At 72.2% G+C, this 22,482-nt stretch carries 21 protein-coding genes and 1 pseudogene; 15 read left to right on the top strand and 7 right to left on the bottom strand.

The features are described from left to right. Window positions 1-94: 94 nt before the first annotated feature. Together HHX40_RS32205 and HHX40_RS32200 are read left to right on the top strand one after the other, a co-directional pair. Window positions 95-892: a DUF3027 domain-containing protein gene (locus HHX40_RS32205; protein ID WP_310738379.1), complete on the top strand. Its 798-nt coding sequence runs from the start codon at window positions 95-97 to the stop codon at window positions 890-892. 2 nt (window positions 893-894) lie between these two features. Continuing rightward, window positions 895-3,894 carry a sacsin N-terminal ATP-binding-like domain-containing protein gene (locus HHX40_RS32200; protein WP_182883585.1) on the top strand — a complete coding sequence of 1,000 codons (3,000 nt, stop codon included), beginning with the start codon at window positions 895-897 and terminating at the stop codon, window positions 3,892-3,894. 4 nt (window positions 3,895-3,898) lie between these two features. On the opposite strand, the gene HHX40_RS32195 is transcribed toward HHX40_RS32200, so the two are convergent. Continuing rightward, on the bottom strand, window positions 3,899-5,104 hold the full coding sequence (locus tag HHX40_RS32195; RefSeq protein WP_182883584.1) for an FAD-dependent monooxygenase: 1,206 nt from the start codon (window positions 5,102-5,104) through the stop codon (window positions 3,899-3,901). Window positions 5,105-5,251: 147 nt separating this feature from the next. Between HHX40_RS32195 and HHX40_RS32190 the strand changes: the two genes are divergently transcribed. Then, window positions 5,252-6,256: a TetR/AcrR family transcriptional regulator C-terminal domain-containing protein gene (locus tag HHX40_RS32190; RefSeq protein WP_182883583.1), complete on the top strand. Its 1,005-nt coding sequence runs from the start codon at window positions 5,252-5,254 to the stop codon at window positions 6,254-6,256. 14 nt (window positions 6,257-6,270) lie between these two features. On the opposite strand, the gene HHX40_RS32185 is transcribed toward HHX40_RS32190, so the two are convergent. Then, window positions 6,271-6,531 carry a DUF2530 domain-containing protein gene (locus tag HHX40_RS32185; protein WP_310738378.1) on the bottom strand — a complete coding sequence of 87 codons (261 nt, stop codon included), beginning with the start codon at window positions 6,529-6,531 and terminating at the stop codon, window positions 6,271-6,273. Window positions 6,532-6,625: 94 nt separating this feature from the next. On the opposite strand from HHX40_RS32185, the gene HHX40_RS32180 reads away from it, so the two are divergent. Then, entirely contained in the window at window positions 6,626-8,137 is a 1,512-nt protein-coding gene (locus tag HHX40_RS32180) for an NCS2 family permease (RefSeq protein ID WP_117410025.1), read from the top strand. 59 nt (window positions 8,138-8,196) lie between these two features. On the opposite strand, the gene HHX40_RS32175 is transcribed toward HHX40_RS32180, so the two are convergent. Beyond that, window positions 8,197-8,667, bottom strand: coding sequence for a hypothetical protein (locus tag HHX40_RS32175; RefSeq protein WP_182883582.1), 471 nt, complete (start codon window positions 8,665-8,667; stop codon window positions 8,197-8,199). Window positions 8,668-8,695: 28 nt separating this feature from the next. Next, a complete protein-coding gene (locus HHX40_RS32170) occupies window positions 8,696-9,259 on the bottom strand; it encodes a TetR/AcrR family transcriptional regulator (RefSeq protein WP_182877966.1) in 564 nt (187 codons plus the stop codon). Between the two features lie 85 nt (window positions 9,260-9,344). Between HHX40_RS32170 and HHX40_RS32165 the strand changes: the two genes are divergently transcribed. From HHX40_RS32165 to thpR, 5 genes are all read left to right on the top strand, one after another. Beyond that, a complete protein-coding gene (locus HHX40_RS32165; protein WP_310738377.1) occupies window positions 9,345-9,821 on the top strand; it encodes an AraC family transcriptional regulator in 477 nt (158 codons plus the stop codon). Window positions 9,822-9,830: 9 nt separating this feature from the next. Further along, on the top strand, window positions 9,831-10,256 hold the full coding sequence (locus HHX40_RS32160; RefSeq protein ID WP_182883581.1) for a VOC family protein: 426 nt from the start codon (window positions 9,831-9,833) through the stop codon (window positions 10,254-10,256). Window positions 10,257-10,459: 203 nt separating this feature from the next. Further along, the gene (locus tag HHX40_RS32155; protein ID WP_111697529.1) at window positions 10,460-10,903 is read left to right on the top strand and encodes a MarR family winged helix-turn-helix transcriptional regulator; all 444 of its coding nucleotides are present in this window, start codon (window positions 10,460-10,462) and stop codon (window positions 10,901-10,903) included. Between the two features lie 5 nt (window positions 10,904-10,908). Beyond that, window positions 10,909-12,162 (top strand): MFS transporter, encoded by a 1,254-nt coding sequence (locus tag HHX40_RS32150; RefSeq protein ID WP_182883580.1) that lies wholly within the window; start codon window positions 10,909-10,911, stop codon window positions 12,160-12,162. After that, on the top strand, window positions 12,125-12,697 hold the full coding sequence (gene thpR / locus HHX40_RS32145) for an RNA 2',3'-cyclic phosphodiesterase (protein ID WP_111697531.1): 573 nt from the start codon (window positions 12,125-12,127) through the stop codon (window positions 12,695-12,697). Before HHX40_RS32150 ends, thpR begins: the two co-directional genes overlap by 38 nt. Window positions 12,698-12,809: 112 nt before the next feature. Here thpR and HHX40_RS32140 read toward each other — a convergent pair whose 3' ends face one another. Further along, the gene (locus tag HHX40_RS32140) at window positions 12,810-13,778 is read right to left on the bottom strand and encodes an aldo/keto reductase (protein ID WP_182883579.1); all 969 of its coding nucleotides are present in this window, start codon (window positions 13,776-13,778) and stop codon (window positions 12,810-12,812) included. Between the two features lie 549 nt (window positions 13,779-14,327). Here HHX40_RS32140 and HHX40_RS32135 point away from each other — a divergent pair. Both HHX40_RS32135 and HHX40_RS32130 read left to right on the top strand, forming a co-directional pair. Continuing rightward, entirely contained in the window at window positions 14,328-14,549 is a 222-nt protein-coding gene (locus tag HHX40_RS32135; RefSeq protein ID WP_111697533.1) for a hypothetical protein, read from the top strand. Between the two features lie 62 nt (window positions 14,550-14,611). Continuing rightward, complete coding sequence (locus HHX40_RS32130) at window positions 14,612-16,963, top strand: substrate-binding and vWA domain-containing protein (protein WP_182883578.1); 2,352 nt, start codon at window positions 14,612-14,614, stop codon at window positions 16,961-16,963. Between the two features lie 39 nt (window positions 16,964-17,002). Here HHX40_RS32130 and HHX40_RS32125 read toward each other — a convergent pair whose 3' ends face one another. Beyond that, window positions 17,003-17,572 carry a PadR family transcriptional regulator gene (locus HHX40_RS32125; RefSeq protein WP_259404095.1) on the bottom strand — a complete coding sequence of 190 codons (570 nt, stop codon included), beginning with the start codon at window positions 17,570-17,572 and terminating at the stop codon, window positions 17,003-17,005. Between the two features lie 52 nt (window positions 17,573-17,624). Here HHX40_RS32125 and HHX40_RS32120 point away from each other — a divergent pair, with 52 nt between their 5' ends. The 3 genes from HHX40_RS32120 (at window position 17,625) to HHX40_RS32110 (ending at window position 20,285) form a co-directional block, all read left to right on the top strand. After that, on the top strand, window positions 17,625-18,797 hold the full coding sequence (locus HHX40_RS32120; protein ID WP_182883577.1) for an FAD-dependent monooxygenase: 1,173 nt from the start codon (window positions 17,625-17,627) through the stop codon (window positions 18,795-18,797). A 37-nt stretch (window positions 18,798-18,834) separates the two neighbouring features. Further along, entirely contained in the window at window positions 18,835-19,416 is a 582-nt protein-coding gene (locus HHX40_RS32115) for a TetR/AcrR family transcriptional regulator (protein WP_182877766.1), read from the top strand. Between the two features lie 116 nt (window positions 19,417-19,532). Beyond that, complete coding sequence (locus tag HHX40_RS32110; RefSeq protein ID WP_182883576.1) at window positions 19,533-20,285, top strand: SDR family NAD(P)-dependent oxidoreductase; 753 nt, start codon at window positions 19,533-19,535, stop codon at window positions 20,283-20,285. A gap of 6 nt (window positions 20,286-20,291) precedes the next feature. On the opposite strand, the pseudogene HHX40_RS32105 reads toward HHX40_RS32110, so the two are convergent. Continuing rightward, window positions 20,292-21,242, bottom strand: a pseudogene (locus HHX40_RS32105) (helix-turn-helix transcriptional regulator); the annotation flags it as partial. A gap of 62 nt (window positions 21,243-21,304) precedes the next feature. Between HHX40_RS32105 and HHX40_RS32100 the strand changes: the two are divergent. Next, complete coding sequence (locus tag HHX40_RS32100) at window positions 21,305-22,414, top strand: epoxide hydrolase family protein (RefSeq protein WP_182883575.1); 1,110 nt, start codon at window positions 21,305-21,307, stop codon at window positions 22,412-22,414. Window positions 22,415-22,482: the final 68 nt, after the last annotated feature.

The following is a 22,482-nucleotide window of genomic DNA, read 5'->3' as shown; positions in this document are numbered from 1 at the left end:
CGCCCAAATGTTCACCATAGGCCCCGAGGGTCCTCTCATGATTTGCCCATCAAGCCGGTGCGGTCCGCTCCCGGCGTGGGTGAAAATGGAGAGTGTGAGTCGTACCCGAATCCGTAGCACTCCAGTCGACCAGGCCTGTGCGGCGGCGGTCGGCCTCGCCCGCGGCGCGGCGGAGGAGATCGCGCGCCCGGGGGAGGTGGGAGAGCACCTGGGCTTCGACAACGAGGGCGACCGGGTCGTCACCCATTACTTCGAGTGCCTCGACCGGGCGTACCTGGGCTGGCGCTGGGCGGTCACCGTCACCCGGGCCTCCCGCGCCCGCGTGGTGACCGTGAGCGAGACCGTGCTCCTGCCCGGAGCCGGCGCGTTGCTCGCCCCCCGCTGGGTGCCGTGGAACGAACGGCTGCTCCCCGGCGACCTCGGGGTGGGCGACCTGCTGCCGGCCGAGGCCGACGACGACCGGCTCGTGCCCGGGTTCGCCTCCCCCGACGAGGAGATCGACGCGCAGGCCGTCTTCGAGCTCGGCCTGGGCCGGGCCCGCGTCCTGTCGGCCCTCGGCCGCGACCTCGCCGCGCACCGCTGGCGGTCCGGCGAGCCCGGGCCGCACGCCCCGATCGCGCACGCCGCGCCCGCGCAATGCTCCACCTGCGGCTTCTACTGGCCGCTCGCCGGGACGCTGGGGCTGGGCTTCGGCGTCTGTGCCAACGAGTACGCGCCGGACGACGGCCGGGTGGTGTCGGCCGATCATGGCTGCGGCGCCCACTCCGAGGCGACCACCGTGCCCTCCATGGTCACGGACGCGGCGCCGCCGATCCTGGACGACCTGGGATACGACCTGATCGAGTCCGGCTCCGCCGACGAGGCGAGCTCCGAACCCCTGGGCCACGCCTGATCATGTTCGACACCGAGCGCCTGCGTGACACGGTTCTCGCGGCCTGGGCGGCCTCGCCCGCCCGCTTCCGCGAGGACGCCAACGCCGAGGAGGACTTCGCCCTCGGCGGCTACCGCGACCGGCTGGTCGTGGAGCTCGCCCAGAACGCCGCCGACGCGGCACTGCGGGCGGGCGTGCCCGGCCGCCTGCGGCTGACGCTCGCCGACGGCGTGCTGCTCGCCGCCAACACCGGCGCTCCGCTCGACGAGACCGGCGTCGAGGGCCTCAGCACGCTGCGGGTCTCCGGCAAGAAGGACGAGACGGGGGCGGCCGGGCGGTTCGGCGTCGGCTTCGCCGCCGTGGTGTCGGTGACCGACGAGCCCTCGATCGCCTCCCGGCTGCCGTCCGGCGAGATCCGGGGAGTGCGCTGGTCGCGTGCGGAGACCGCCGCGCTGGTCGCCGCCACGCCGGCGCTCGCCGGGGAGCTGAAGGGCCGCGAGGGCCACGTCCCGCTGCTGCGGCTGCCCTTCGGCGACGACGCCCCGGGCGTCCCCGAGGGCTACGACACGCTCGTCCGGCTGCCGTTGCGCGACCAGGCCGCCGAGGAGGCCGTGCGGCGGATGCTGGAGGAGGCCGGGCCGGCGCTGCCGCTGTCGATGCCGGCGCTGGAGACCGTCGAGGTCGAGGTCGACGGGCGGAGCCGCACGATCTCGGCCGAGGGCTGGCACGTGGTCGCCGAGGCGGGCACGTTCACCCCCGCGCAGGTGGCGGAGCTGTTCGCCGACCGGCCGACCGAGGAGCGGGCCCGGCCCTACTGGGAGGTCCGCTGGGCCGTCCCCACCGGCCGCCCCTCCGGTGGCCGCGACGGCGTCCCCCGGGTGGTCCACGCGCCGACGCCGAGTGACGAGCCGCTCGACCTGCCCGCGCTGCTGATCGCGTCGTTCCCGATGACCACCGACCGGCGGCACGTCGCGCCGGGGCCGCTCACCGCCTTCCTCGTCTCCAGGGCCGCCGAGGCGTACGTGCGGCTGCTGGGGGAGCTTCCGGCCACCCCCGCCCTGCTCGGCCTCGTCCCCGGCCTCATGGGCAGCGGCGCGCTCGACGCGGCGATCAGGCGGGAGATCATCGCGGCGCTGCCGGACACGCCGCTGCTGCCGTCGATCTCCCACGACGCCGACGGCGTCGTCCCGGGCGGTCAGGCGCGGGCGGTCGAGGGCCCGGCCGAGTTCCTGGAGAAGATCGCCGGCATCGTTCCCGGGCTGCTGCCCGCCGGATGGGCCTCCCGGCATCCGGCCCTGGCGACGCTCGGCGTACGCCGGGTCGAACTGGCCGACGTCGTGGACATGCTGTCCGGCGAGGCCGTGGAGGACAAGGACCCGGCGTGGTGGCGGTCGCTGTACGAGACGCTGCCCGCCGACGACCCGGAGGCGATCGGGGCGATCCCCGTGCCGCTCGCCGACGGCCGCCTGGTGCGCGGCCCGCGCGGCACCCTGGTGCTGTCACCGGACGGCGCCGCCGCCTCGTCCGGCGGGCCGGGCGTTCCGGGCTCCCTGGACCCCGCCCTGCTGGCCCCGCTCGGGCTGCGGATCGTCCATCCCGACGCCGTCCACCCGCTGCTGCTGCGGCTGGGCGCGGCCGAGGCGACTCCGCGTACGGTGCTGGAGGACCCGCTCACCCACGCGGCCGTGGCCGAGTCGCTGAACAGCGCCGACCCCGAGCCGGTGGCCCAGGCCGTGCTGGCCCTGGTGGACGCGGCCGGCCTGACGGCGGGAGAGGCGCCCTGGCTGGCCGAGCTGGCCCTGCGCGGCGCGGACGGCGAGCGGTACGCGGCGGGTGAGCTGCTGCTGGCCGAGGGATCGCTGGCCGGACTGATCGACCCGGAGGTGCCGTTCGGCGTCGCCGCGCCCGACCTGGTGGAGAAGTACGGGCCGCACGTGCTCGCGGCGACCGGGGTGCTCGACGGCTTCGCCGTGGTCAACGACTCCGACGTGCTGCTCGACCCCGCCGAGTGCGACCACGACCTCGATCTCGAGGACGAGTGGCTGGAGGCGGTGCTCGACCTGCTACCCGATCTCGACGTGCCCCCGGTGGTGCGGGAGTTCACCGCCGTACGCGATCTGGAGTACGTCGCGGACTGGCCGAACGCGCTCGCGCTGCTGTCGCGGCCGCCGCTGCGCGCCGCGCTGCGGCCGATGCGGGTGCTCGCGGCGGGGGAGACCGTCGAGGTGCCGTCGTACACGGCCTGGTGGCTGTCGCGGCACCCGGTGCTCGGCGGGCGCAGGCCGGTCGAGCTGCGGCTCCCTACGGGCGACCCGCTGCTGTTCGGCCTGTACGCCGAGGCGCCGGCGGGGATCGACGAGGACGCGCTCACGATGATGGGCGTCCGGTCGACCCTGGCCGGGCTGCTGGAGTCGCGCGGCGGCCCCGAGGAGCTGCTCGACCTGCTGGCCGACGCGTCCCTGGAGGTGGACCGCGCCCAGCTGCGCTCCCTGTGGATCGCGCTGGCGGCGGTCGACCCGGACCGCGTCGGCCCGCCCGAGGCCGTACGGGCCGTGCGGAAGGGCATGGTCACGGTCGCGGACGTCGAGGACGGCCCGGTCGTGGTGGAGGCGCCCGACCTGCTCCCCCTGGTGGAGGACCGCCCGCTGGTGCTGGCGCCGTTCGACCTCGCCGAGGCGTTGTCGGACGTGCTCGACCTGCCGCTGGCGGGAGAGGCGGTCACCGGCGCGGTCACCTCGCACGGCGCGGAGAAGCCGGTGCCGCCCGAGGTGCGCTCGCTGCTGCCCGGCGCCCCCGCGACCTACGTCGAGCACGACGAGCTTCTCGTGGACGGCACCCCCGTGCCGTGGCGGTTCTTCGACGGCGTGGTCCACGCCACCGGCGTGGAGGGGCTGGCCAGAGGCCTGGCCTGGGCGTCCGGCCAGTGGGGCGACCGCCTCGCCGTCGCGGCCCTGCTGCGCGACCCGGCCCGGGTCCCCCTCCTCCTCGCCGAGGCCGACCTCGACCCCGTCACGTCCCTCTGACCCCTCATCGCACCGCCGGGAGGGGGTAGTCGGGCAGGGCGATGTTCCCGGCCTTGGCGAACTGGGCGGCCAGGATGCCGCGCATCGGCCAGCGGGTCATGGACCGCATCGAGGCGGCCCGCAGCCGGATCGCGAGCGCGGTGGACGGCGCGAAGCCGCCGGCGCCGCCGGGCGGCAGTTTCTGCGCCTCCGTCACGTAGGGCCGCATGACGCGTTCGTAGCCGCGCAGCGCGACCCGGTGGTCGTCGGCCGCGGCCAGTTCGCCGGCCAGGACGTACGCCCCGACCAGCGCGAGGCTGGTGCCGAGGCCGGTCAGCGGCGTGGCGCAGTAACCCGCGTCGCCGAGCAGCGCCACCCGGCCGCGCGACCACCGATCGAGACGCACCTGTCCCATGGGGTCGAAGAAGAAGTCGGACGCGTCGGCCATCGCCGCCAGCAGGCGAGCGGTCTCCCATCCGGCGCCCGCGAAGCGGTCGGCGAGGATCTGCTTCTGCGCGGCGACGTCGCGGCGGTCGTAGGCGATCGGCCCTGACCGGAAGCTCAGGCCGGCCTTGATCTCCCCGGGCAGGCGTCCCGGCCGCGCCGAGACGACCAGGCCGCCCGGGGCGTTGTACATCTGGTACCAGCCGCCGAGGTCCATCGGCATCGTGGTGGTGAACCACGAGGTGTAGAGCCCGAGCGGGCGGACGAACTCCGCCTCCGGGCCGAAGGCCAGCGCGCGTACGGCCGAATGCGGCCCGTCCGCGCCGACGACCAGCCCGAACCGGCGCGGCGGGGACTTCTCGAAGGTGACGGTCACACCGTCGTCGTCCTGCCGCAGGGCGGTGACGGTGTCGTCGAACAGATACTCGGTGCCGGGGAGGGACGCCTGGTAGAGGAGGTCGGCCAGGTCGCCGCGGAGGATCTCGATCTCGGAGACGATTCCCTCGCCGCCGAAGGCGTCGACCGGGAGGGTGGCGGTGAAGCGGCCCTTCCCGTCGACCAGGGCGACGCCGCGCTGGTCCACGGCGACCTCCCGCGCCCGGTCGAGCAGGCCCATCCGGGCGGCCACGGTGCGGCCCGCGCCGCGCAGGTCCACGGTCTGGCCACCCGGGCGGGGGGCGGGCGCGCGCTCGACGACCGTGACGGTGAAACCCGCGCGGCCCAGCCAGTACGCCAGTGCGGGCCCGGCGACGCCGCCGCCGGAGACGAGGATGTCGGTGTTCTGCATACGTCGAACTGTACGGCGTACGCATCGCAAGGCGTTAAGCTCGGTAAACAAGAGTGCCGCACTAGTGCATTAGGGCAGGTCCGGAGCGACGTTGGGCCGTCCTCGCAGCGTGCTGGGCTAGAGTGGTGCACTAGTGCGGAGGTGGGTGTGGACGGTTCGGGCGCGGGGCGCTACCAGGAGATCGCCGCCGAGCTGCGGAGGCGGATCGAGACGGGTGAGCTCAGGCCGGGCGACCGGGTGCCGTCCACCCGGGAGATCATCCGGCGGTGGGGCGTCGCGATGGCGACCGCGACGAAGGTGCTCACCGAGCTGCGCCGGGAGGGACTCGTCCGCGCCGTGCCCGGCGTCGGCACGGTCGTCGACACCGGCGTCCGCACCGGGAGCCGGCCGTCACCCGCCGTTCCGCCGCAGGGGAAGGCCGCCAGCGGCGGTCCGCTTTCCGGCGGGCGGCTGGGCGCGCCGGTCCGTTCCCGGCGCCGGGGCGCCCCGGACGGTGCGCTCACACCGGCGCGGATCACCTCGGCGGCCATCGCGGTCGCCGACGCGGAGGGGCTCGGGGCGGTCTCGATGCGCCGCGTGGCCGCCGAGCTGGGGGTGGCGACGATGTCGCTCTACCGCCATGTCGCGGACAAGGACGCCCTGGTGCTGCGGATGATGGAGGAGATCTTCGCCCGGATGCGGTTCCCGGACGAACCGCCCCGCGACTGGAGAGGCCGGATCGAACTGGCCGCGCGCCTGCTGTGGGTGACGTTCCGCCGCCATCCGTGGCTCGCGCCGGCCATGTCGGTGACGCGGCCCCAGCCGATCGCCGCCGCGCTGCCCTTCAGCGAGTGGATGCTCACCGCTCTCGACGGTCACGGTCTCGACCTGGAGACGGTGTTCACCGCGTACATCACCGTGTTCAACCACGTCCGGGGTACGGCGATCAACCTGGAGGTGGAGGCGGAGGCCGAGGAGCTCACCGGGATGAGCGTCGACGAGTGGATGGACGCCCAGGAGCCCGCCTTCAAGGCGATCATGGCGGGCCGCAGGCTGCCGATGTTCGAGTCCCTCAGCGCGAGCGGTTACGACTTCGACATCGGCGCGCTGTTCGAGTTCGGCCTGCAGCGCCTCCTCGACGGCATCTCGATGCTCCTCACCGACACGCCCTGAGCGGAGCCGCCGGGTCAGGGACTGTGCGGCTCCGATCCGGACAGGCCGGAGGCGGGGGTGGTGTCACGTATGCGGGCGTCCCGGCGGCGGACGTACAGGAGGCCGAACAGGCCGAGACCGACGCCGGCCACGCAGGTCCAGACGAGCCGCGTGTCGGCCGGCCGTACGACCAGCAGCACCACGACCAGGGCGACCGCCCACAACACCGTTCCGGTCAGGATCGTCAGGGTGTCCCGGGTTCTGAGGGGCGTGGGGTCCGGCCGGCGTTCGCTCACGTGGGCCAGCTTAGAAGGGCATGACGGCGACCGGGTATTTTTATGACAAACCCGTCACGAAAGGACAACGCTGCTCCCCTGGCTCTTCCCGCCGATGCTAGGGGCCTGCGACTCTGCGCGCGTGAAAACGAACCCCATGAATACCCCTAATTTCCTCGATCGATACTTTTCCATCTCAGCCCGTGGTTCCACCGTCGGCCAGGAGGTCCGCGGCGGCTTCGCCACATTCTTCACGATGGCCTACATCGTGGTGCTCAACCCGCTCATCATCGGCACCGTCGCCGACAAGACGGGCCAGTTCCTCGGTGACGGCGCCAACCCCAACATCCCGTTGGTCGCGGCGGCCACCGCGTTCGCGGCGGGCATCCTCACGATCCTGATGGGCGTCTTCGGCCGGGTGCCGTTCGCCCTGGCCACCGGGCTCGGCCTGAACGCCTTCCTCGCCTTCGGCATCGCCAGTCAGATGTCGTGGGAGGACGCGATGGGCCTGGTGGTGCTCGAAGGCGTCGTCATCGCGATCCTCGTGGTGACGGGCTTCAGAGTGGCGGTGTTCCACGCGATCCCGGCGCAGCTCAAGACCGCGATCAGCGTCGGCATCGGGTTGTTCATCGCGCTGATCGGCTTCGTGGACGCCGGGTTCGTCCGGAGGATGCCCGACGCGGGCGGCACCACCGTCCCGGTCAAGCTCGGCGCCCTGGGCAACGGCTCGCTGACCGGATGGCCGACCCTGGTGTTCGTCGTCGGCCTGCTCGTGACGGCCTTCCTCGTCGCCCGCAGGGTCAAGGGCGCCATCCTGATCGGCATCATCGGCACCACCGTGCTGGCCATGATCGTGGAGGCGATCGGCAAGATCGGGCCGCAGGTGGCCCCGGGCCAGCCGGCCAACCCCGACGGCTGGTCGCTCAACGTGCCCGCCTGGCCGGCCACGTTCATCGAGGTGCCCGACCTGTCGCTGCTCGGACAGTTCAGCCTGTTCGGCGGCTTCGCCAAGATCGGCGGACTGGCGGCGGTGATGTTCGTCTTCACGCTCATGCTCGCCGACTTCTTCGACACCATGGGCACCATCGTCGGCGTGGGCCGGCAGGCGAACCTCGTCCGGGAGGACGGGACGGTCGAGCGCACCCGGGAGATCCTGCTGGTCGACTCGCTCGCGGCGGCGGCCGGCGGCGCGGCGAGCGTCTCGTCCAACACCACCTACATCGAGTCGGCGGCCGGTGTCGGCGAGGGCGCGCGCACGGGCCTGGCGAGCATCGTCACCGGCGTGCTCTTCCTGCTGGCCATGTTCTTCGCCCCGCTGACGGAGATCGTGCCGTTCGAGGCGGCGACCCCGGCTCTCGTGGTCGTCGGCTTCCTGATGATGACGCAGGTCAAGGAGATCGACTTCAGCGACTTCGAGACCGCGATCCCCGCCTTCCTGACCATCGTGCTCATGCCGTTCACGTACTCGATCACCGCCGGAATCGGCGCGGGCTTCGTGAGCTACATCGTGATCAAGGTCTTCCGCGGCAGGGCGAAGGAGATCCACCCCCTGCTGTGGCTGGTCGGGGCGTTGTTCGTCGTGTACTTCGCGCTGGAGCCCCTCAAGGACCTGCTCGGCCTGAGCTGACCGCCGGTTCGGTCCCCAGAGGCCGCCGCGCCCTCCGGCCGCGGCGGCCTCTTCGCGTCTCAGAGCGTACGGGCGGCCGCGAACGTGCAGATCGCGGCCGCGAGCATGAGCGCGTGGAGGATCATGTGCTCCAGGTTGGGGCGCGGGCGGTCGCCCCGGCGCGGCAGCACGATGACGGTCTTCGCGTAGGTCCGGGCGTGCAACGCGGCCCAGCTCTCCCCGGTGCCCGCCGTCGCCCAGGGGACCGTCACGGCGGCCAGGTAGGGAAGCCACCACAGCATGAGGCCGTTCAGGACGGCGAGCAGTTCCAGCGCCCCGCCGGCGTACGCCAGGGCGGGCAGCCCGGCGCCGGCCGCCCAGGCGAGAAGCACGGCCGGGAGCGCCATGACCGGTGCGTTGATCGCCACCTCGGTGGCTTTCTCCGACCGCCTCGCCTCCCGCACGTTGTTGAACGGGAACAGGTCCACGAGCGTGGTGAGAACGAAGTAGGCGTCGGCCAGGATCAGCAGGACGAGCGCGATGGACACCATGGGGCTTCCTTTCCGTGCGGCCGGGGGGTCAGGCGCCGTAGCGCGCCTCGACGCCCGCGAGGAAGGTCGAGACGGCGATGTCGAACCAGGCGTCGTAGTACGCGGTGGGCGCGGCCGGCGGCTCGGGGGTGTCGCCGAACTCGGCGAGGGCGTGGCCGGTCACGAGGATGTAGAGGGACTGCACGAGATACAGCGCCTCCTCGTCGGTCACCCGCAGGCCCGCGTTCATGGCGGCCAGCACCGTCGGGACGGCCCGCTCGAACACCTGCGGAGACGCGTGCCGTACGGCGACGACGGCGGCCGCGCCGGGGTGGGCCCGCAGGGCCCGGCGAAGCCCCTGGGCCACGTCCGCGAGCAGGTCGCGCCACCCGCCGCCCGGAGTGACCGACGCGATCACCTCTGCGGCCACCCTGTCGGCGACCGACTGGAGCAGCGCGGCCTTGTTGGGCACGTGGTAGTAGAGCGATGCCGCCCTGACCTGGAGGCGGGCGGCGATCGTGCGCATGGAGAGCGCCGCGACGCCCTCCTCGTCGAGGACCTGCAGCGCGGCGCGCAGGACCGATTCGGTGTCGATACGGGCGGCCGGGCTCACAAGCAGTCCTTTCTAACATCGTTAGGCTCACTCTAACGCTGTTAGAAAGGGCGGTGCAAGACGCCGGGGACGGTAGTGTCGTGACGTGGCGCGCAGAGGAGGCGGGGCGGTGCCGGCGGACCTGGTGCCTCGGCTGCGCCTGGCCCGCGACCGCATCGACCGCGACTACCGGAGCGATCTCGATCTCGACGGGCTCGCCGCGGTCGCCGGGATCTCCAAGTTCTACTTCGTCCGCTGTTTCGAGGCGGTGTACGGCGAGACGCCGATGCGTTATCTCACCCGGCGCAGGCTGGAGCGCGCGCAGGACCTGCTGCGCGGGGCCAACCTGACGGTCACCGAGATCTGCATGGCGGTCGGGTTCACCAGTCTCGGGTCGTTCTCGGCCAAGTTCCGGCGGCTGGTGGGGGAGAGCCCGAGCGAGTACCGCGACAGGTGGGCGGCGCGCGGCGGCCCCCGCGTCCCCGGCTGCTACCTGTTCATGTCAGGCGTGCTCGACCTCGGAGCGCACCGCGTCTCCGACTCTGCAATTTTGGAGAAGCCCAGGTCAGCGGGGCGGCAGTAGCGTCTACGCATGATTACGAACGTCTCTCTGGTCACCGTCTACTGCAAGGATCAGGACGAGGCCCGCGACTTCTACGTGGACGTCCTCGGCTTCGTCACGAGGACCGACGTCACGCTCGACGGATATCGCTGGCTGACCGTCGGCCTTCCCGATCGTCCGGAGCTGGAGATCACCCTGATGAAGCCGGGGCCTCCGCTGGACGAGGAGGGCGCCGACTTCCATCGCAGGCAACTCGACAAGGGGCAGGCCGGCGGCCTGGGGCTCGCCGTGGACGACTGCCGGAAGACCTACGAGGAGCTCACCGCCAAGGGGGTGACGTTCCTGCAGGAGCCGGCGGAGCGGCCGTACGGGGTCGAGGCCGTCATGCGGGACAACCAGGGCAACTGGCTCGTCCTCGTGGAGCCGAAGCAGTTCTCGCCGGGGGACTTCGCCTGACGGCGGAACGGTTCGTGGAGAGGCCCGGCCCCCGATGCGGGGGCCGGGCCTCTCCGTCAGCTGACAGACTGCGTCCTCCCTGGCCGACTCCGTGATCAACATCGGTTCCGTGCCGGTACGGTCGGTCCACGAGCATCACCCCAGATGGGGACCGTTTGGAGGAATGACGACATGCGGCATATAGTTAGCAAAGGTAATGACTCATGCTAACGAACGCCCAGAACTTGCGCAGCGACGCCGCTCTCGCGTCCGCCCTGCGCGTGTCCCTCGCGCGGCTGACGCGGAGGATGCGCAAGCAGGCCGCGCACCACTCACTGACACCCACACAGCTCGCGACGCTCGTCGCCGTCGAGCGCCACACCGCGATGACCCCCGGCGAGCTCGCGGAGCACGAGAAGGTGCAGCCGCCCTCGATGACCCGCGTGATCGCCAAGCTGGAGGCCCGGGGCCTGCTGGAACGCACCCCGCATCCGACCGACCGCCGGCAGGTGACGGTCAGCGTGACGCCGCAGGGGGCGGCGCTGCTCAAGGAGGAGCGCCGGACGAAGGAAGCCTGGCTGGCGCAGCGGCTCAAGGACCTGACGCCGGAGGAGAGGGCGGCACTGCGGGCTGCGGCGCCGATCCTGGAGAAGCTGTCGACGATGTAGGCGGCATGTTCCGCTCGCTGCGGAACCACAACTACCGGCTGTTCGCCGCCGGTGGGGTCGTCTCCAACGTCGGCACCTGGATGCAGCGCACCGCCCAGGACTGGCTCGTCCTCGACCTCGCCCACAACAGCGGCTCGGCCCTCGGCGTGACCGTCGCGCTGCAGTTCCTGCCCACGATGCTGTTCGGGATGTTCGGCGGGGTGATCGCCGACCGGTATCCCAAGCGCAGGGTGCTCATGGCCGCCCAGACGCTCATGGGCCTGCTCGCGCTCACCATGGGCGCGCTGGTCCTCACCGGGACGGCCCAGGTCTGGCACGTGTACGCCATGGCGTTCACGCTCGGTCTGGTGTCCTGCGTCGAGGTGCCGACGCGGCAGTCGTTCGTGGTCGAGATGGTGGGCAGGCGCGACCTGCCCAACGCGATCGCGCTGAACAGTTCGACCTTCAACCTCGCGCGGGTCGTCGGCCCGGCGCTGGCCGGGCTGCTGATCTACTGGATGGGCACCGGCCCGATCTTCGTGCTGAACGCCGTGTCGTTCGCCGCCGTGATCACCGGCCTCGCGCTGATGCGGTCCTCCGAGCTGCGCACGCCGGAGCCGGTGCCGCGGGGCAAGGGACAGTTGCGGGAGGGCCTGCGGTACGTCGGCGGCCGGCCCGACCTGTTGCTGCCGCTGCTGATGGTGGCGTTCATGGCGATCTTCGCGCAGAGCTTCTCGACGAGCATCGCGCTGATGGCCAAGCAGGTGTTCGGCGCGGGGGCGTCCTCGTTCGGCATCGCGTCCAGCGCGTTCGCCGTCGGGGCGTTCGGCGGCGCGCTGCTGGCCGCCCGGCGGGTCAAGCCGAGCCGCCGGTTCCTGATCGCCGGCGCGCTGTGCTTCGGACTGTTCCAGATCGCCTCCGGGCTCGCCCCCGGTTATCCGGCCTTCCTGCTGCTGCTGGTCCCGGCGGGAATGGCGATGATCACCGTGAACACGACCGCGAACACGATCGTGCAGCTCGGCGCGTCGCCCGAGATGCGCGGCCGGGTGATGGGCATCTACGTGCTGGTCTTCACCGGGGGAGCCCCGATCGGAGCGCCGCTGGTGGGCTGGCTCGCCGAGGTGACCGGTCCCCGCCTCGCGGTCGCCGCCGCGGGCGCGCTGAGCATGTGCGGGGTCTGCCTGGCCGTGCTGGTCACCCGCATGGTCGCGGCGCGCGTGGAGCGCGGGGAAGAATCGACGCGTGAGCAGATTGTTCGTGGCGCTGCTGCCGCCGCCTGAGGCGCTGGCGGAGATCGCCACGGCGGTCGAGCCCGTACGGGCCGGGTGGCCGGAGCTGCGCTGGGTCGATCCCGCCCTGTGGCACGTGACCGTGGCCTTCCTCGGCGAGGTGCCCGACGAGGTCCTGCCCGAGCTGCGCGTACGGCTGGCCCGGGCGGCGGCCCGGCACCCCGCGCAGACGGTGTCGTTCGGCGGCGCCGGAGCCTTCCCCTCCCCGGCCCGGGGCCGGATCTTCTGGCTGGGCCTCGACGCCGGCCCGGCCCTCACGAGACTGGCCCAGTCGGTGGCGGCCGGCGCGCGGCGGGCCGGGGCGGAGGAGACGGACCGCAAGCGGTTCCATCCCCATCTCACCCTGGCCCGCTCCAGAGCCCGCTCAGGCCACGGCGACGATTTGCGCCCCCTGGTCGGCGGCGCGCTGGGCGCCTTCGGCGGGCGGCGCTGGGAGGCGACGTCGGTCCACCTCGTACGCAGCCACACCGGCGCGACCGTGCGGTACGAACAGGTCGAGGCGTACGCATTGGCGGTGCGCGGCTAGGCTCCATGACGTGGATCGTCCTCGACGCTGGCTGTTGCCCACGGTGCTCGCGCTGCTCGTGCTCATCGTGGTCGTCGGCGCGCTGCTCAACAACGCCTGATCACGGGCCCGATCACCAGGCGTACTCCTCCGGGGCGGTCCGGAAGCCGGGGAAGATCTCGTCGAGCCGGGCGAGCGCCTTGTCGTCCAGCTTGATCTCCAGCGCCCGCAGCGTCCCGTCGAGCTGCTCGACCGTACGGGGACCGATGATCGGCGCGGTGACCGCCCGCTGGTGCAGCAACCAGGCCAGCCCCACGTTGGCCGGGTCCTCGCCGAGCTCGTCGCAGAACGCCTCGTACGCCTCGATCTTGTCGCGGTGCCTGTCGAGCTGCGCGACGATGCGGTCGTCCGCGGACCGCCCCTTGTCGATCTTGCGGAGGATGCCGCCGAGCAGGCCGCCCGCCAGCGGGCTCCACGGGATCAGGCCGAGGCCGTAGTCCGCACAGGCCGGGATGACCTCCAGCTCGGGGGCGCGGACGAGCAGGTTGTAGTGGGACTGCTCGCTGACCAGGCCGAGCGAGCCGCGACGGCGGGCCGACTCCTGCGCCTTGGCGATGTGCCAGCCCGCGAAGTTCGACGAGCCGACGTACAGGATCTTGCCCTGCTGCTTGAGGATGTCCATGGCCTCCCAGAACTCCTCGAACGGGGTGTCCCGGTCGATGTGGTGGGCCTGGTAGACGTCGATGTAGTCGGTCTGCATCCGGCGCAGCGAGGCCTCCGCGGCCCGCCGGATGTTCAGCGCCGACAGCTTCTCCTCGTTCGGCCAGTCGCCCATCGAGCCGTACAGCTTGGTGGCGATGACCGTCTTCTCGCGGCGGCCCCCGCCCTGGGCGAACCAGCGGCCGATGATGTTCTCGGTGATCCCCTCGCCCTTCTTCCAGCCGTAGACGTTGGCCGTGTCGAAGAAGTTGATCCCGAGCTCGTGCGCGCGATCCATGATCGCGAAGGAGTCGTCCTCCGTGGTCTGCGGACCGAAGTTCATGGTCCCCAGGCAGAGCTTGCTGACCAGCAGGCCGGTGCGGCCGAGATGTCCGTATTCCATGCCCTCCACCCTAGGAACCTGGAGTGGACTCCAGTCGAGTGCCGGCATGTCCACGCTCGGCGCGGCGGCGGGAATTGTTGCCGGAGGGGGTGGAGGGCCGGCCCTCCGTTGCAGCGGCGGACCGGCCCCGGCGTCGCGGCGTCCGGACCAGAGGACCTCCGCGGTGACCGATCCCGGCATGACGGGATCGGTCACCAGTGTCGTCCAGCCGCCGTTGAATGTGGTCCGCGCTTTGTTGCGCGGCAGGGAGTGCAACAATTCGCCTCCCCTCTGACCTGCGACGACTCCGGAAGACGGGCGGCCGTCGCGGCGAGGTGCCGCGCACGGCGGGGGCCGCAGGCCCGCCGCGCGGGGAGGTGCCGGTGGACGGACCCACTGATATTGCGAACCGCCCGCTACATGTTGCTTTTGACGATTTACTGCTCGTGTGCGGTGGCGGAGTGGCCCACTCTTGAGGCAGCCGCCGGGCCCGGCCGGGAGTTGCAGCTCCCGGCCGTCGTACACGTCCCGCGGCCCACCGCAGCGCAGTCCGGACCGGAGGAGTTCGTCGTGAGCAAGGCACAGCACAACGACGTACGGGAGTCTGCCGCCGTATCGCCGAACTGGCGGGCGGGTGTGTTCGTCGTGATCCAGGTTGTGGTGGTCGTCCTGCTGGTGGCGGGTTACGACCTGCCGACCACACTGGCCGTGGTGGTGGGCACCGGCCTCGCCGCCGGGCACGTCATCCGCCAGGTGTTCGGACCCCTGCTTCCGGGCCGGGACGCGCGATGAGTCCGGGGCAGGCAGGGCGGGGGCGTCCGGCTCCCGATCTCGACCCGCACAGGGGCCCGCTCATGGCGCTCGCGTGGGCCCTGTTCGTGCTGCGTCCCCCGCGGGGGCACGACGGCCACCGGACCCTGGAGGAGATCGGCCGCCTCATCAACTACGACAAGAGCAGGGTCTCCAGGCTGACCAACGGGAAGGAACTGCCGTCGCTGGGGCCCATGAGGGCATACCTCGCGATCCACGGCGTCGAGGACACCGGGCCGTGGGAGCGGCTGCGCGACCTCGCGGAGAAGTCCGGCGAGGGGGCGGACGAGCTCCGGCGGTTCGCGGAGGCCTTCGTCGAGCTGGGCACTACGAGCCTGCCCGAGCAGTTCGCCGCACAGCAGGTGGGAACCGCGCAGGACCTCCTCGCCTCCTGGACCCCTCCCGCCGCCTCCACCGAGGAGGGCGACGACTCCGGCTCCGTACGGCCGGGCGGGCAGGGAGAGGGCGGCGCCTCCACCAGGGGCGGCTCCAGGTCGGCCTCGCCGAGCGGCTCCGGCTCGGACGGATCGGGAACGGGCGGCTCCGGGCCGGGCGGGTCAGGGTCCGGAGGGGGCGGCGGATCGCGCGGCGGCCGGGCGGCGCGGATCCGGTGGACGGCGGGCCTCGCGGCCGGGCTGGTCGTGGTGGTGGCCGCCGTCACCGTCATCAGCCTTCGGGCGGACAGTGGCGGCCCCGCGTCCCAGGACTCCGCGCTCGCGGCCTGCCCGCGGCCCACCGCGCAGCTGCGGATCGCCTCCTCGACCGACAAGTCCGCGATCCTCCGGGACCTCGCGCAGGTTTACGGGCCACGCTCCAGCCACGGCGGCTGCGTGACCGTCGCGGTGGACAGCGTCGACTCGGGCATCGCCATGCGGGCGCTGGCCCGAGGGTGGAATCCCGTGACCGACGGCCCGCGCCCGGACGTGTGGGCGCCCGCCGCGCAGGTATGGCTGCAGATCGCCCGTCAGCGGGCCGCCGGGAAGGACGCGCTGAACCTGCTGCCGGAGCGCGCGGGCCCTTCGATCGTCACCAGCCCGCTGACCATCGCCATGCCCGAGCCGATCGCCCGCCGCCAGGGCTGGCCCGGCGAGAGGATCGGCTGGAACAAGCTGGCCACGATGGCCGAGGACGGCCGGCTGACGCTCGGCAAGACCAACCCCGAATACTCCACCTCCGGCCTGAACGCCACCGTGGCCGCGTTCTACACGCGGACCGGCACCATCGGGGAGCTGGTCCCGAGCGACCTCACCGACCGCGGGAACCAGGAGAAGGTGCGGGCCATCGAGAAAGCCGTGGTCCATTACGGTGACACGACCCTTACCTTCCTCGCCAACCTGCGCCGCGCCGACGACGCCGGGCACTCGACCGACTACATCTCCGCGGTCACCGTCGAGGAGAACAGCGTCGTCGCCTACAACGAGGGTTATCCCTGCGGCAGCCGGTCGGACGAGCCCGGCTGCGCGAAGAGGACCCCGCCGCGCGTCAAGCTCGTCGCCTTCTATCCCACCGACGGCAGCGGCGTCGGCACGATCTACTCCGATCACCCCTACATCCCGCTGAACGGACTGCCCGACGAGCGGCGTGCCGTCGCCGCCGACTTCCTCCACTTCCTCACCACGTCGAAGCCCGCCCGGGACCGCTTCGCCGAGCTGGGGTTCCGCGGCCCTTCCCACGAGCTCACCGCGAACATCACCCAGGAGAACGGCGCCCTGCCCGACCCCCTGCCCAAGACGCTCAGCGCGCCCCCCGCCGACTTCGTGGACCGGCTCCTGACGGTCTGGCGGCAGCTCAGGAAGCCGGCCAACGTGCTGGTGCTGATCGACACCTCCGGTTCGATGAACTGGAACGCCAAGGACGATCCCAATCGGGCGCCCGGCGAGCCGAGCAAGCTCGACCTGGTCAAGGAGGCGCACGGTCCCCTGCTGGACGGGTTCACCGGCCGCGACCGGGTCGGGCTGTGGCACTTCTCCAGCAGGCGCGTCGTCGACGAGGACGTGGTCGAGATGCGGGCCCGGGCCGCCGACGGCAGGACCCACCGCGAGCACCTCGAAGCCGACATCAGGGCCCTTCACCCCGAAGCGGCCACCGCGCTCTACCGCACCATCGGCGACGCCGTGAAGTCACTGCGCGACCACTACGACCGCGACGCCATCAACGCCGTCGTCGTGCTGACGGACGGCCGCAACGAGACCACCGGCGGTCCCACGCTCGAGGAGCTCAAGCGCGGCATCGGCGACCCCCGCCGGCCCGTACGCGTGTTCACCATCGCCTACGGCGGCAAGGCCGACACCGGCGCGCTGCGGCAGATCGCCGAGGCCACCCACGCCCGCGCGTACGAGGCGAGCGACCCCGGCTCGATCGCGGGGGTGCTGACCCACGTCATCTCGAACTTCTGAGGCGGCCACCGGGCGCGACCGGCCGCGGCCTCGTCCTCGTCAGATGCGGTAGTCCCAGTCGAGGCGGCCCTCGCCGAGATCGTCGGCGAGGCCGCGGACGAAGTCGAGCTCGGCCGCGATCTGGGCCCGCTGGTACTCGCCCTCCACGAGGAACAGCGGGGCGATGAAGGTCCGGAGGCCCGCGATCTCGGTGTCGAGCGCGGACAGCCGGGCCTCCAGCGCGGCGATCCGCTGCCGCAGCGCCGCCAGCGCCTCCTGGGGCGGTATCACGGGCAGGAAGGCGAGCGCGGCGGGGAATTCGGGGAACTCCCGGGCCGGGGTGGACAGCATGGCGCGCATCCACTGCCGCAGCGTCTCCCGGCCGGTCTCGGTGGCCTCGTAGACGGTGCGTTCCGGCCGGTTCTCCTCGCGCTCGGTCTCACGTACGGCCAGGAGCCCGTCGCGGAGCAGGCGCTCGATCGTCTGGTAGACGCTGTTGCGCTGCGCGACGTTGACCACGTCGTCCTTGTGCCGCTCCTTGATCAACTGCTGCATCCGGTACGCGTGCATCGGCGCCTCGCAGACCAGCGACAACAGCGCCATGGCCAGTGGAGAGCGGCGCGTGGGCATGGGCTCCATCGTATTCTTGCCGGGCTATAGTCATAATATGTATAGTCATAACATGACCAAGAAAGCGATCATCATCGGCGGCGGGATCGCGGGTCCCGTCACGGCCATGGCACTGCGGCGCGCGGGCCTCGACGCCGAGGTCTTCGAGGCGTACGACCGGGGAGCCGACGGGGTCGGCGCCTTCCTCACGCTGGCGGTCAACGGCCTTGAGGCCCTGCGACTGCTCGACCTGCACGATCTCGTCCGCGACCTCGGCATGGACTCGCCGGTGATGGAGATGCGCAACGCCCGTGGCAGGCGGCTGGCCACCGTGCGGCAGCCGAGCCGCACGCTGAAGCGTGCCGATCTCTACCAGGCGCTGCGCGACGAGGCCGTACGGCGGGGCGTGCGGGTCCACTACGGCAGACGGCTGGTGGACGCGGAGGTCGCCGGCGACGGTGTCCGCGCGATCTTCGCCGACGGAAGCGGGGCCGAGGGCGACCTGCTGGTGGGTGCCGACGGGCTGCGTTCGCGCACCCGCGCCCTCATCGATCCCGGCGCCCCGCGCGCCCGGTACGTCGGACTGCTGAACACGGGCGGCTTCGCTGAGGGAGTGCGAGTGCCGGGCCGGCCGGGAGTGTCCTACTTCGTCTTCGGCAGGCGGTGCTTCTTCGGCTACCTGATCCATCCGGAGGGGCAGGTGTGGTGGTTCGCCAATCCGCCGAGTCGCAGGGAGCCCACGCCGGAGGAGCTTGCCGCGATCACCCCGGAGCAGTGGCGGGCCAGGCTCTTGGACCTGTTCGAGGGCGACGCCGGGCCGATGCGGGAGATCATCGCCGCGACGCCGCACATCCTGCCCGGCTGGAACACCTACGACTTCCCGACCGTGCCGAAGTGGTTCACCGATCGCATGGTGATCGTCGGAGATGCCGCCCACGCCACCTCGCCGTCCTCGGGACAGGGCGCGTCGATGGCCGTCGAGGACGCGGTGGTGCTCGGGAAGTGCCTGCGCGACGTGCCGGACACCGCGGACGCGTTCGCCGCCTTCGAGCGGCTGCGGCGCGAGCGGGTCGAGCGGGTCGTGGCGCACGGCAAGCGCAACGGTGACGGCAAGGCGCCGGGCGTCGCCGGGGCCTTCGTCCGCGACCTGTTCCTCCCGGTGGTACTGCGGCAGGTCGAGAAGCGCGACGCCCTGGCCTGGCTGCACGACCACCGCATCGCCTGGGACGACCGCGTCGCCGTTTAATTGACTGATCGTTCTCGAATGGCCTAGGGTCGGGGTCATGGCCAGGACCAAGGAGTTCGACCCCGACACGGTGCTCGAACGGGCACTCGACCTGTTCTGGCGGCGTGGCTACGAGGCCACGTCGATGGCCGACCTGGTCGAGCATCTCGGCATCGGCCGCGCCAGCCTGTACGCCACCTTCGGCGGCAAGCACGACCTCTACCTGAAGGCCCTGGAGCGGTACGTCCAGACCCGCGACCCGAACCTCGTGGAGTTGCTGTCCCAGCCCGGTCCCGCGCTGCCGGCCGTACGCGCCCTGGTCGAGCTGTACACCGAGGACGCGATCGGCGACCGCGACCGGCGCGGCTGCATGATCGTGAACGCCGCGGCCGGGCTGCTGCCGGACGACCAGCCCGTCGCCCGGTTCGTCGAGGCCAGCTGGACCGGCCTGGAGACGGCGCTGACCTCGGCGCTGATCCGCGCCCGGGCCCAGGGGGAGATCTCCGCGGAGGCCGACCCCCGGGCGCTGGCGCGGTTCCTGCTCGTCTTCCTGCAGGGGCTGCGGGTGATGGGGAAGGGCGAGGGAGGACCCGCCCGCCTCCGCGACGCCGCCGCCCAAGCGCTCACGCTGCTGCGCTGACCTCCCGGCCGACCTGTCGGCGGGAGGGTTCGTCACGTGTCGATTTTTGACCGTTCGTTCCAGTTGAATCGCGGCCGCGGCTGATCGCCGCCGCGTCGACCGACCAAGGAGTGCGGATGAGGTTCGTGGACAGGGTGGTGCTGGTCACCGGAGCGGGTTCCGGGGCGGGCAGGGCGGTCGCCCGGGGGTTCGCCCGGGAGGGCGCCGTCGTCGTGGCGGCGTCCCGGGGGCGAGAGGCACTGGAGCAGACCGTCAAGCTCATCGAGGCCGAGGGCGGCCGGGCCGCCGCGATCACGGCCGACGTGACCGACTCGTCCGACGTGGCCGGGCTCGTCCGGGAGATCGTCACCCGGTTCGGCCGGCTCGACGTCGCGGTCAACAACGCCGGGATCTTCGCGGGGGGCGCGGTCGCGGACATGCCGGAGGAGGACTGGGCGCGGGTCCTCCACGTCAACGCGACGGGCGTCTTCCTCGCCATGAAGCACGAGATCGCCGCGATGCGCGCACAGGGATCCGGAGTGATCGTGAACGTCGCCTCGAACATCGGGGCCCACGTCCGTATCGCCGGTCTCGGCGCGTACGCCGCGTCCAAGGCCGCCGTCAGCGCGCTCACCCGTACGGCGGCGCTGGAGGAGATCCGGGCGGGCATCAGGATCAACGCGGTCAGCCCGGGGCCGCTGGACACGGCGATGTCCCTGCGGCCCGGCGAGTCAACGGCCGACCGGGCGGCCCGGCTGGCGGACGTGCTGCCGATCGGCCGGGTCGGCGGCCTCGACGAGCTCGCCGGGACCGTGCTCTGGCTCGCCTCCGACGACGCCGGCTTCGCCGTGGGGCTCGACCTGGTGATCGACGGCGGCGCCTCGGCGTGACCGCCCCGCGACGGCGCGGGCGTACCGGACGGTCAGGGTGCGCAGGTGGTCGACCAGTTCCGGCGGGCCGGTGACCTCGAAGTCGAGGTCGAGCAGGCCGAGGTGGACGGCGAGGGTGTTCGGGGTGTCCGCGCCCGTGACCAGCACGCAGGTGCGGCCGTCGACGTCCTCCACGACGCCGACGGCGGGGTTGATCCGCTGGGCGACCACCTCGGCGGGGGCGTGGACGAGCACCCGGGCGTGGTGCCGCCAGGCCGCCGCCGACACGCCCCGCGCGACGTACGCCGCCGCGCCGCCCTCGGGCGGGTCCCGGGGCGGGAAGCGGGGGCCGGTGGGCGTGCGCGGCGCGATGCGGTCCACCCGGAACGTGCGCCAGTCGTCCCGGCCGGTGTCCCAGGCCACCAGATACCAGCGGCGGCCCCAGGAGACGAGCCGGTACGGCTCCACGATCCGGACGCCGGAGGAGCCGTCGTGCGCCCGGTAGTCGAAGCGCAGCCGCTCGCGGTCGCGGCAGGCCCCCGCCAGGACGCCCAGCACGGCGGGATCGATCGCCGGGCCCGGCCGGTCCGGCGGCACCGGCTCGCTGTGCGTCTGCAGGGCTCCGACCCGGCGGCGCAGGCGCGAGGGCAGCACCTGTTCGAGCTTGGCGGCGGCGCGCTCGGCCGCCTCCTCGACGCCCGCCACGCCGGCGGCGGCCCGGAGCCCGATCGCCGCGGCCACCGCCTCGTCGTCGTCCAGGAGCAGGGGCGGCATGGCGGTCCCGGCGACCAGCCGGTAGCCGCCGTCCGTCCCCCGGGTGGACTCCACCGGATAGCCGAGCTCGCGCAGTCGGTCGACGTCGCGGCGCACCGTCCGCTCGCTCACGCCGAGCCGGTCGGCCAGGGCCGCACCGGGCCAGTCGCGTCTGGCCTGGAGCAACGACAACAGGCGCAGCAGCCGCGCCGAGGTTTCCAACATGTTCTCAGTCTGACGGCACTTCCGGACAGAACCTGTCCGGAAGGGTCCGTAACGTCTTCCTCATGAGCGAGAACACGCAGATCACTCCCTTCCGCATCGACGTCCCGCAGGCCGAACTGGACGACCTGAAGGACCGGCTCGCCCGGACCCGCTGGCCCGACGAGATCCCCGGCACGGGGTGGGACTACGGCGTGCCGGTCGAGTACGTGAAGCGGCTGGCCGACTATTGGCGCGACGGGTACGACTGGCGGGCCCACGAGGCCGAGATCAACCGGTATCCCCAGTTCACCACCGAGATCGACGGGCAGAACATCCACTTCCTGCACGTCCGGTCGCCGCACGAGAACGCCCTCCCGCTGATCCTCACGCACGGCTGGCCGGGCTCGATCGCGGAGTATCTGAAGGTCGTCGAGCCGCTGACGAACCCCGAGGACCCGGCGCGGGCGTTCCACCTCGTGATCCCCTCGCTGCCCGGCTTCGGCTTCTCCGGCCCGACGAGGGAGAAGGGCTGGAACCGCTACCGTACGGCGCGGGCCTGGGCGGAGCTCATGCGCCGGCTCGGCTACGACCGGTACGGCGCGGCGGGCAACGACGGCGGGTCGTTCGTCTCGCCCGAGGTCGGCCGGGTGGACCCCGGGCACGTCGTCGGCGTCCACGTCACGCAGATCTTCTCCTTCCCCTCCGGCGACCCGGCGGAGATGGCCAATCTCAGCGACGAGGAGCGGCGGGGCCTGGAGGTGCTGCAGTGGTTCTACGAGAACAAGATGTCGTTCAACATGGTCCACTCGCAGCAGCCGCAGACGCTGTCGTACGGGCTCTTCGACTCACCGGCCGGGCTGCTCGGCTGGAACGCCCAGTTGTTCGGTGAGGACGTCGACGACGACTTCATCCTGACCAACACGATGCTCTACTGGGCGACCGGCACCGCCACCTCGGCGACCCGGTTCTACTACGAGGACGCGCACGCCGAGCACCCGAAGGAGCCGACGACGGTCCCGCTCGGCCTGGCGATGTTCGAGGGCGACTTCGTGTCCATGCGCACCTTCGCCGAGCGCGACCACAAGAACATCGTCCACTGGAGGTCCTACGGCGAGGGCGGCCACTACGCCGCCCACCTGCGGCCGGACGTGCTCGCCGCCGACCTGCGCGACTTCTACGACGCCCTGCGATGAAGCGGCGCATATCCGGGTTCTTGACCTGATCCGGGGCGTGCGGGGGAATGCCGGTCGCCGCACGCGGA

The sequence above is a fragment of the Microbispora sp. H10949 genome (assembly GCF_014161435.1).
Taxonomy (GTDB): domain Bacteria; phylum Actinomycetota; class Actinomycetes; order Streptosporangiales; family Streptosporangiaceae; genus Microbispora; species Microbispora triticiradicis.
Note: the sequence above shows the minus strand (reverse complement) of the source record. Positions and strands in the feature narration are given on the sequence as shown.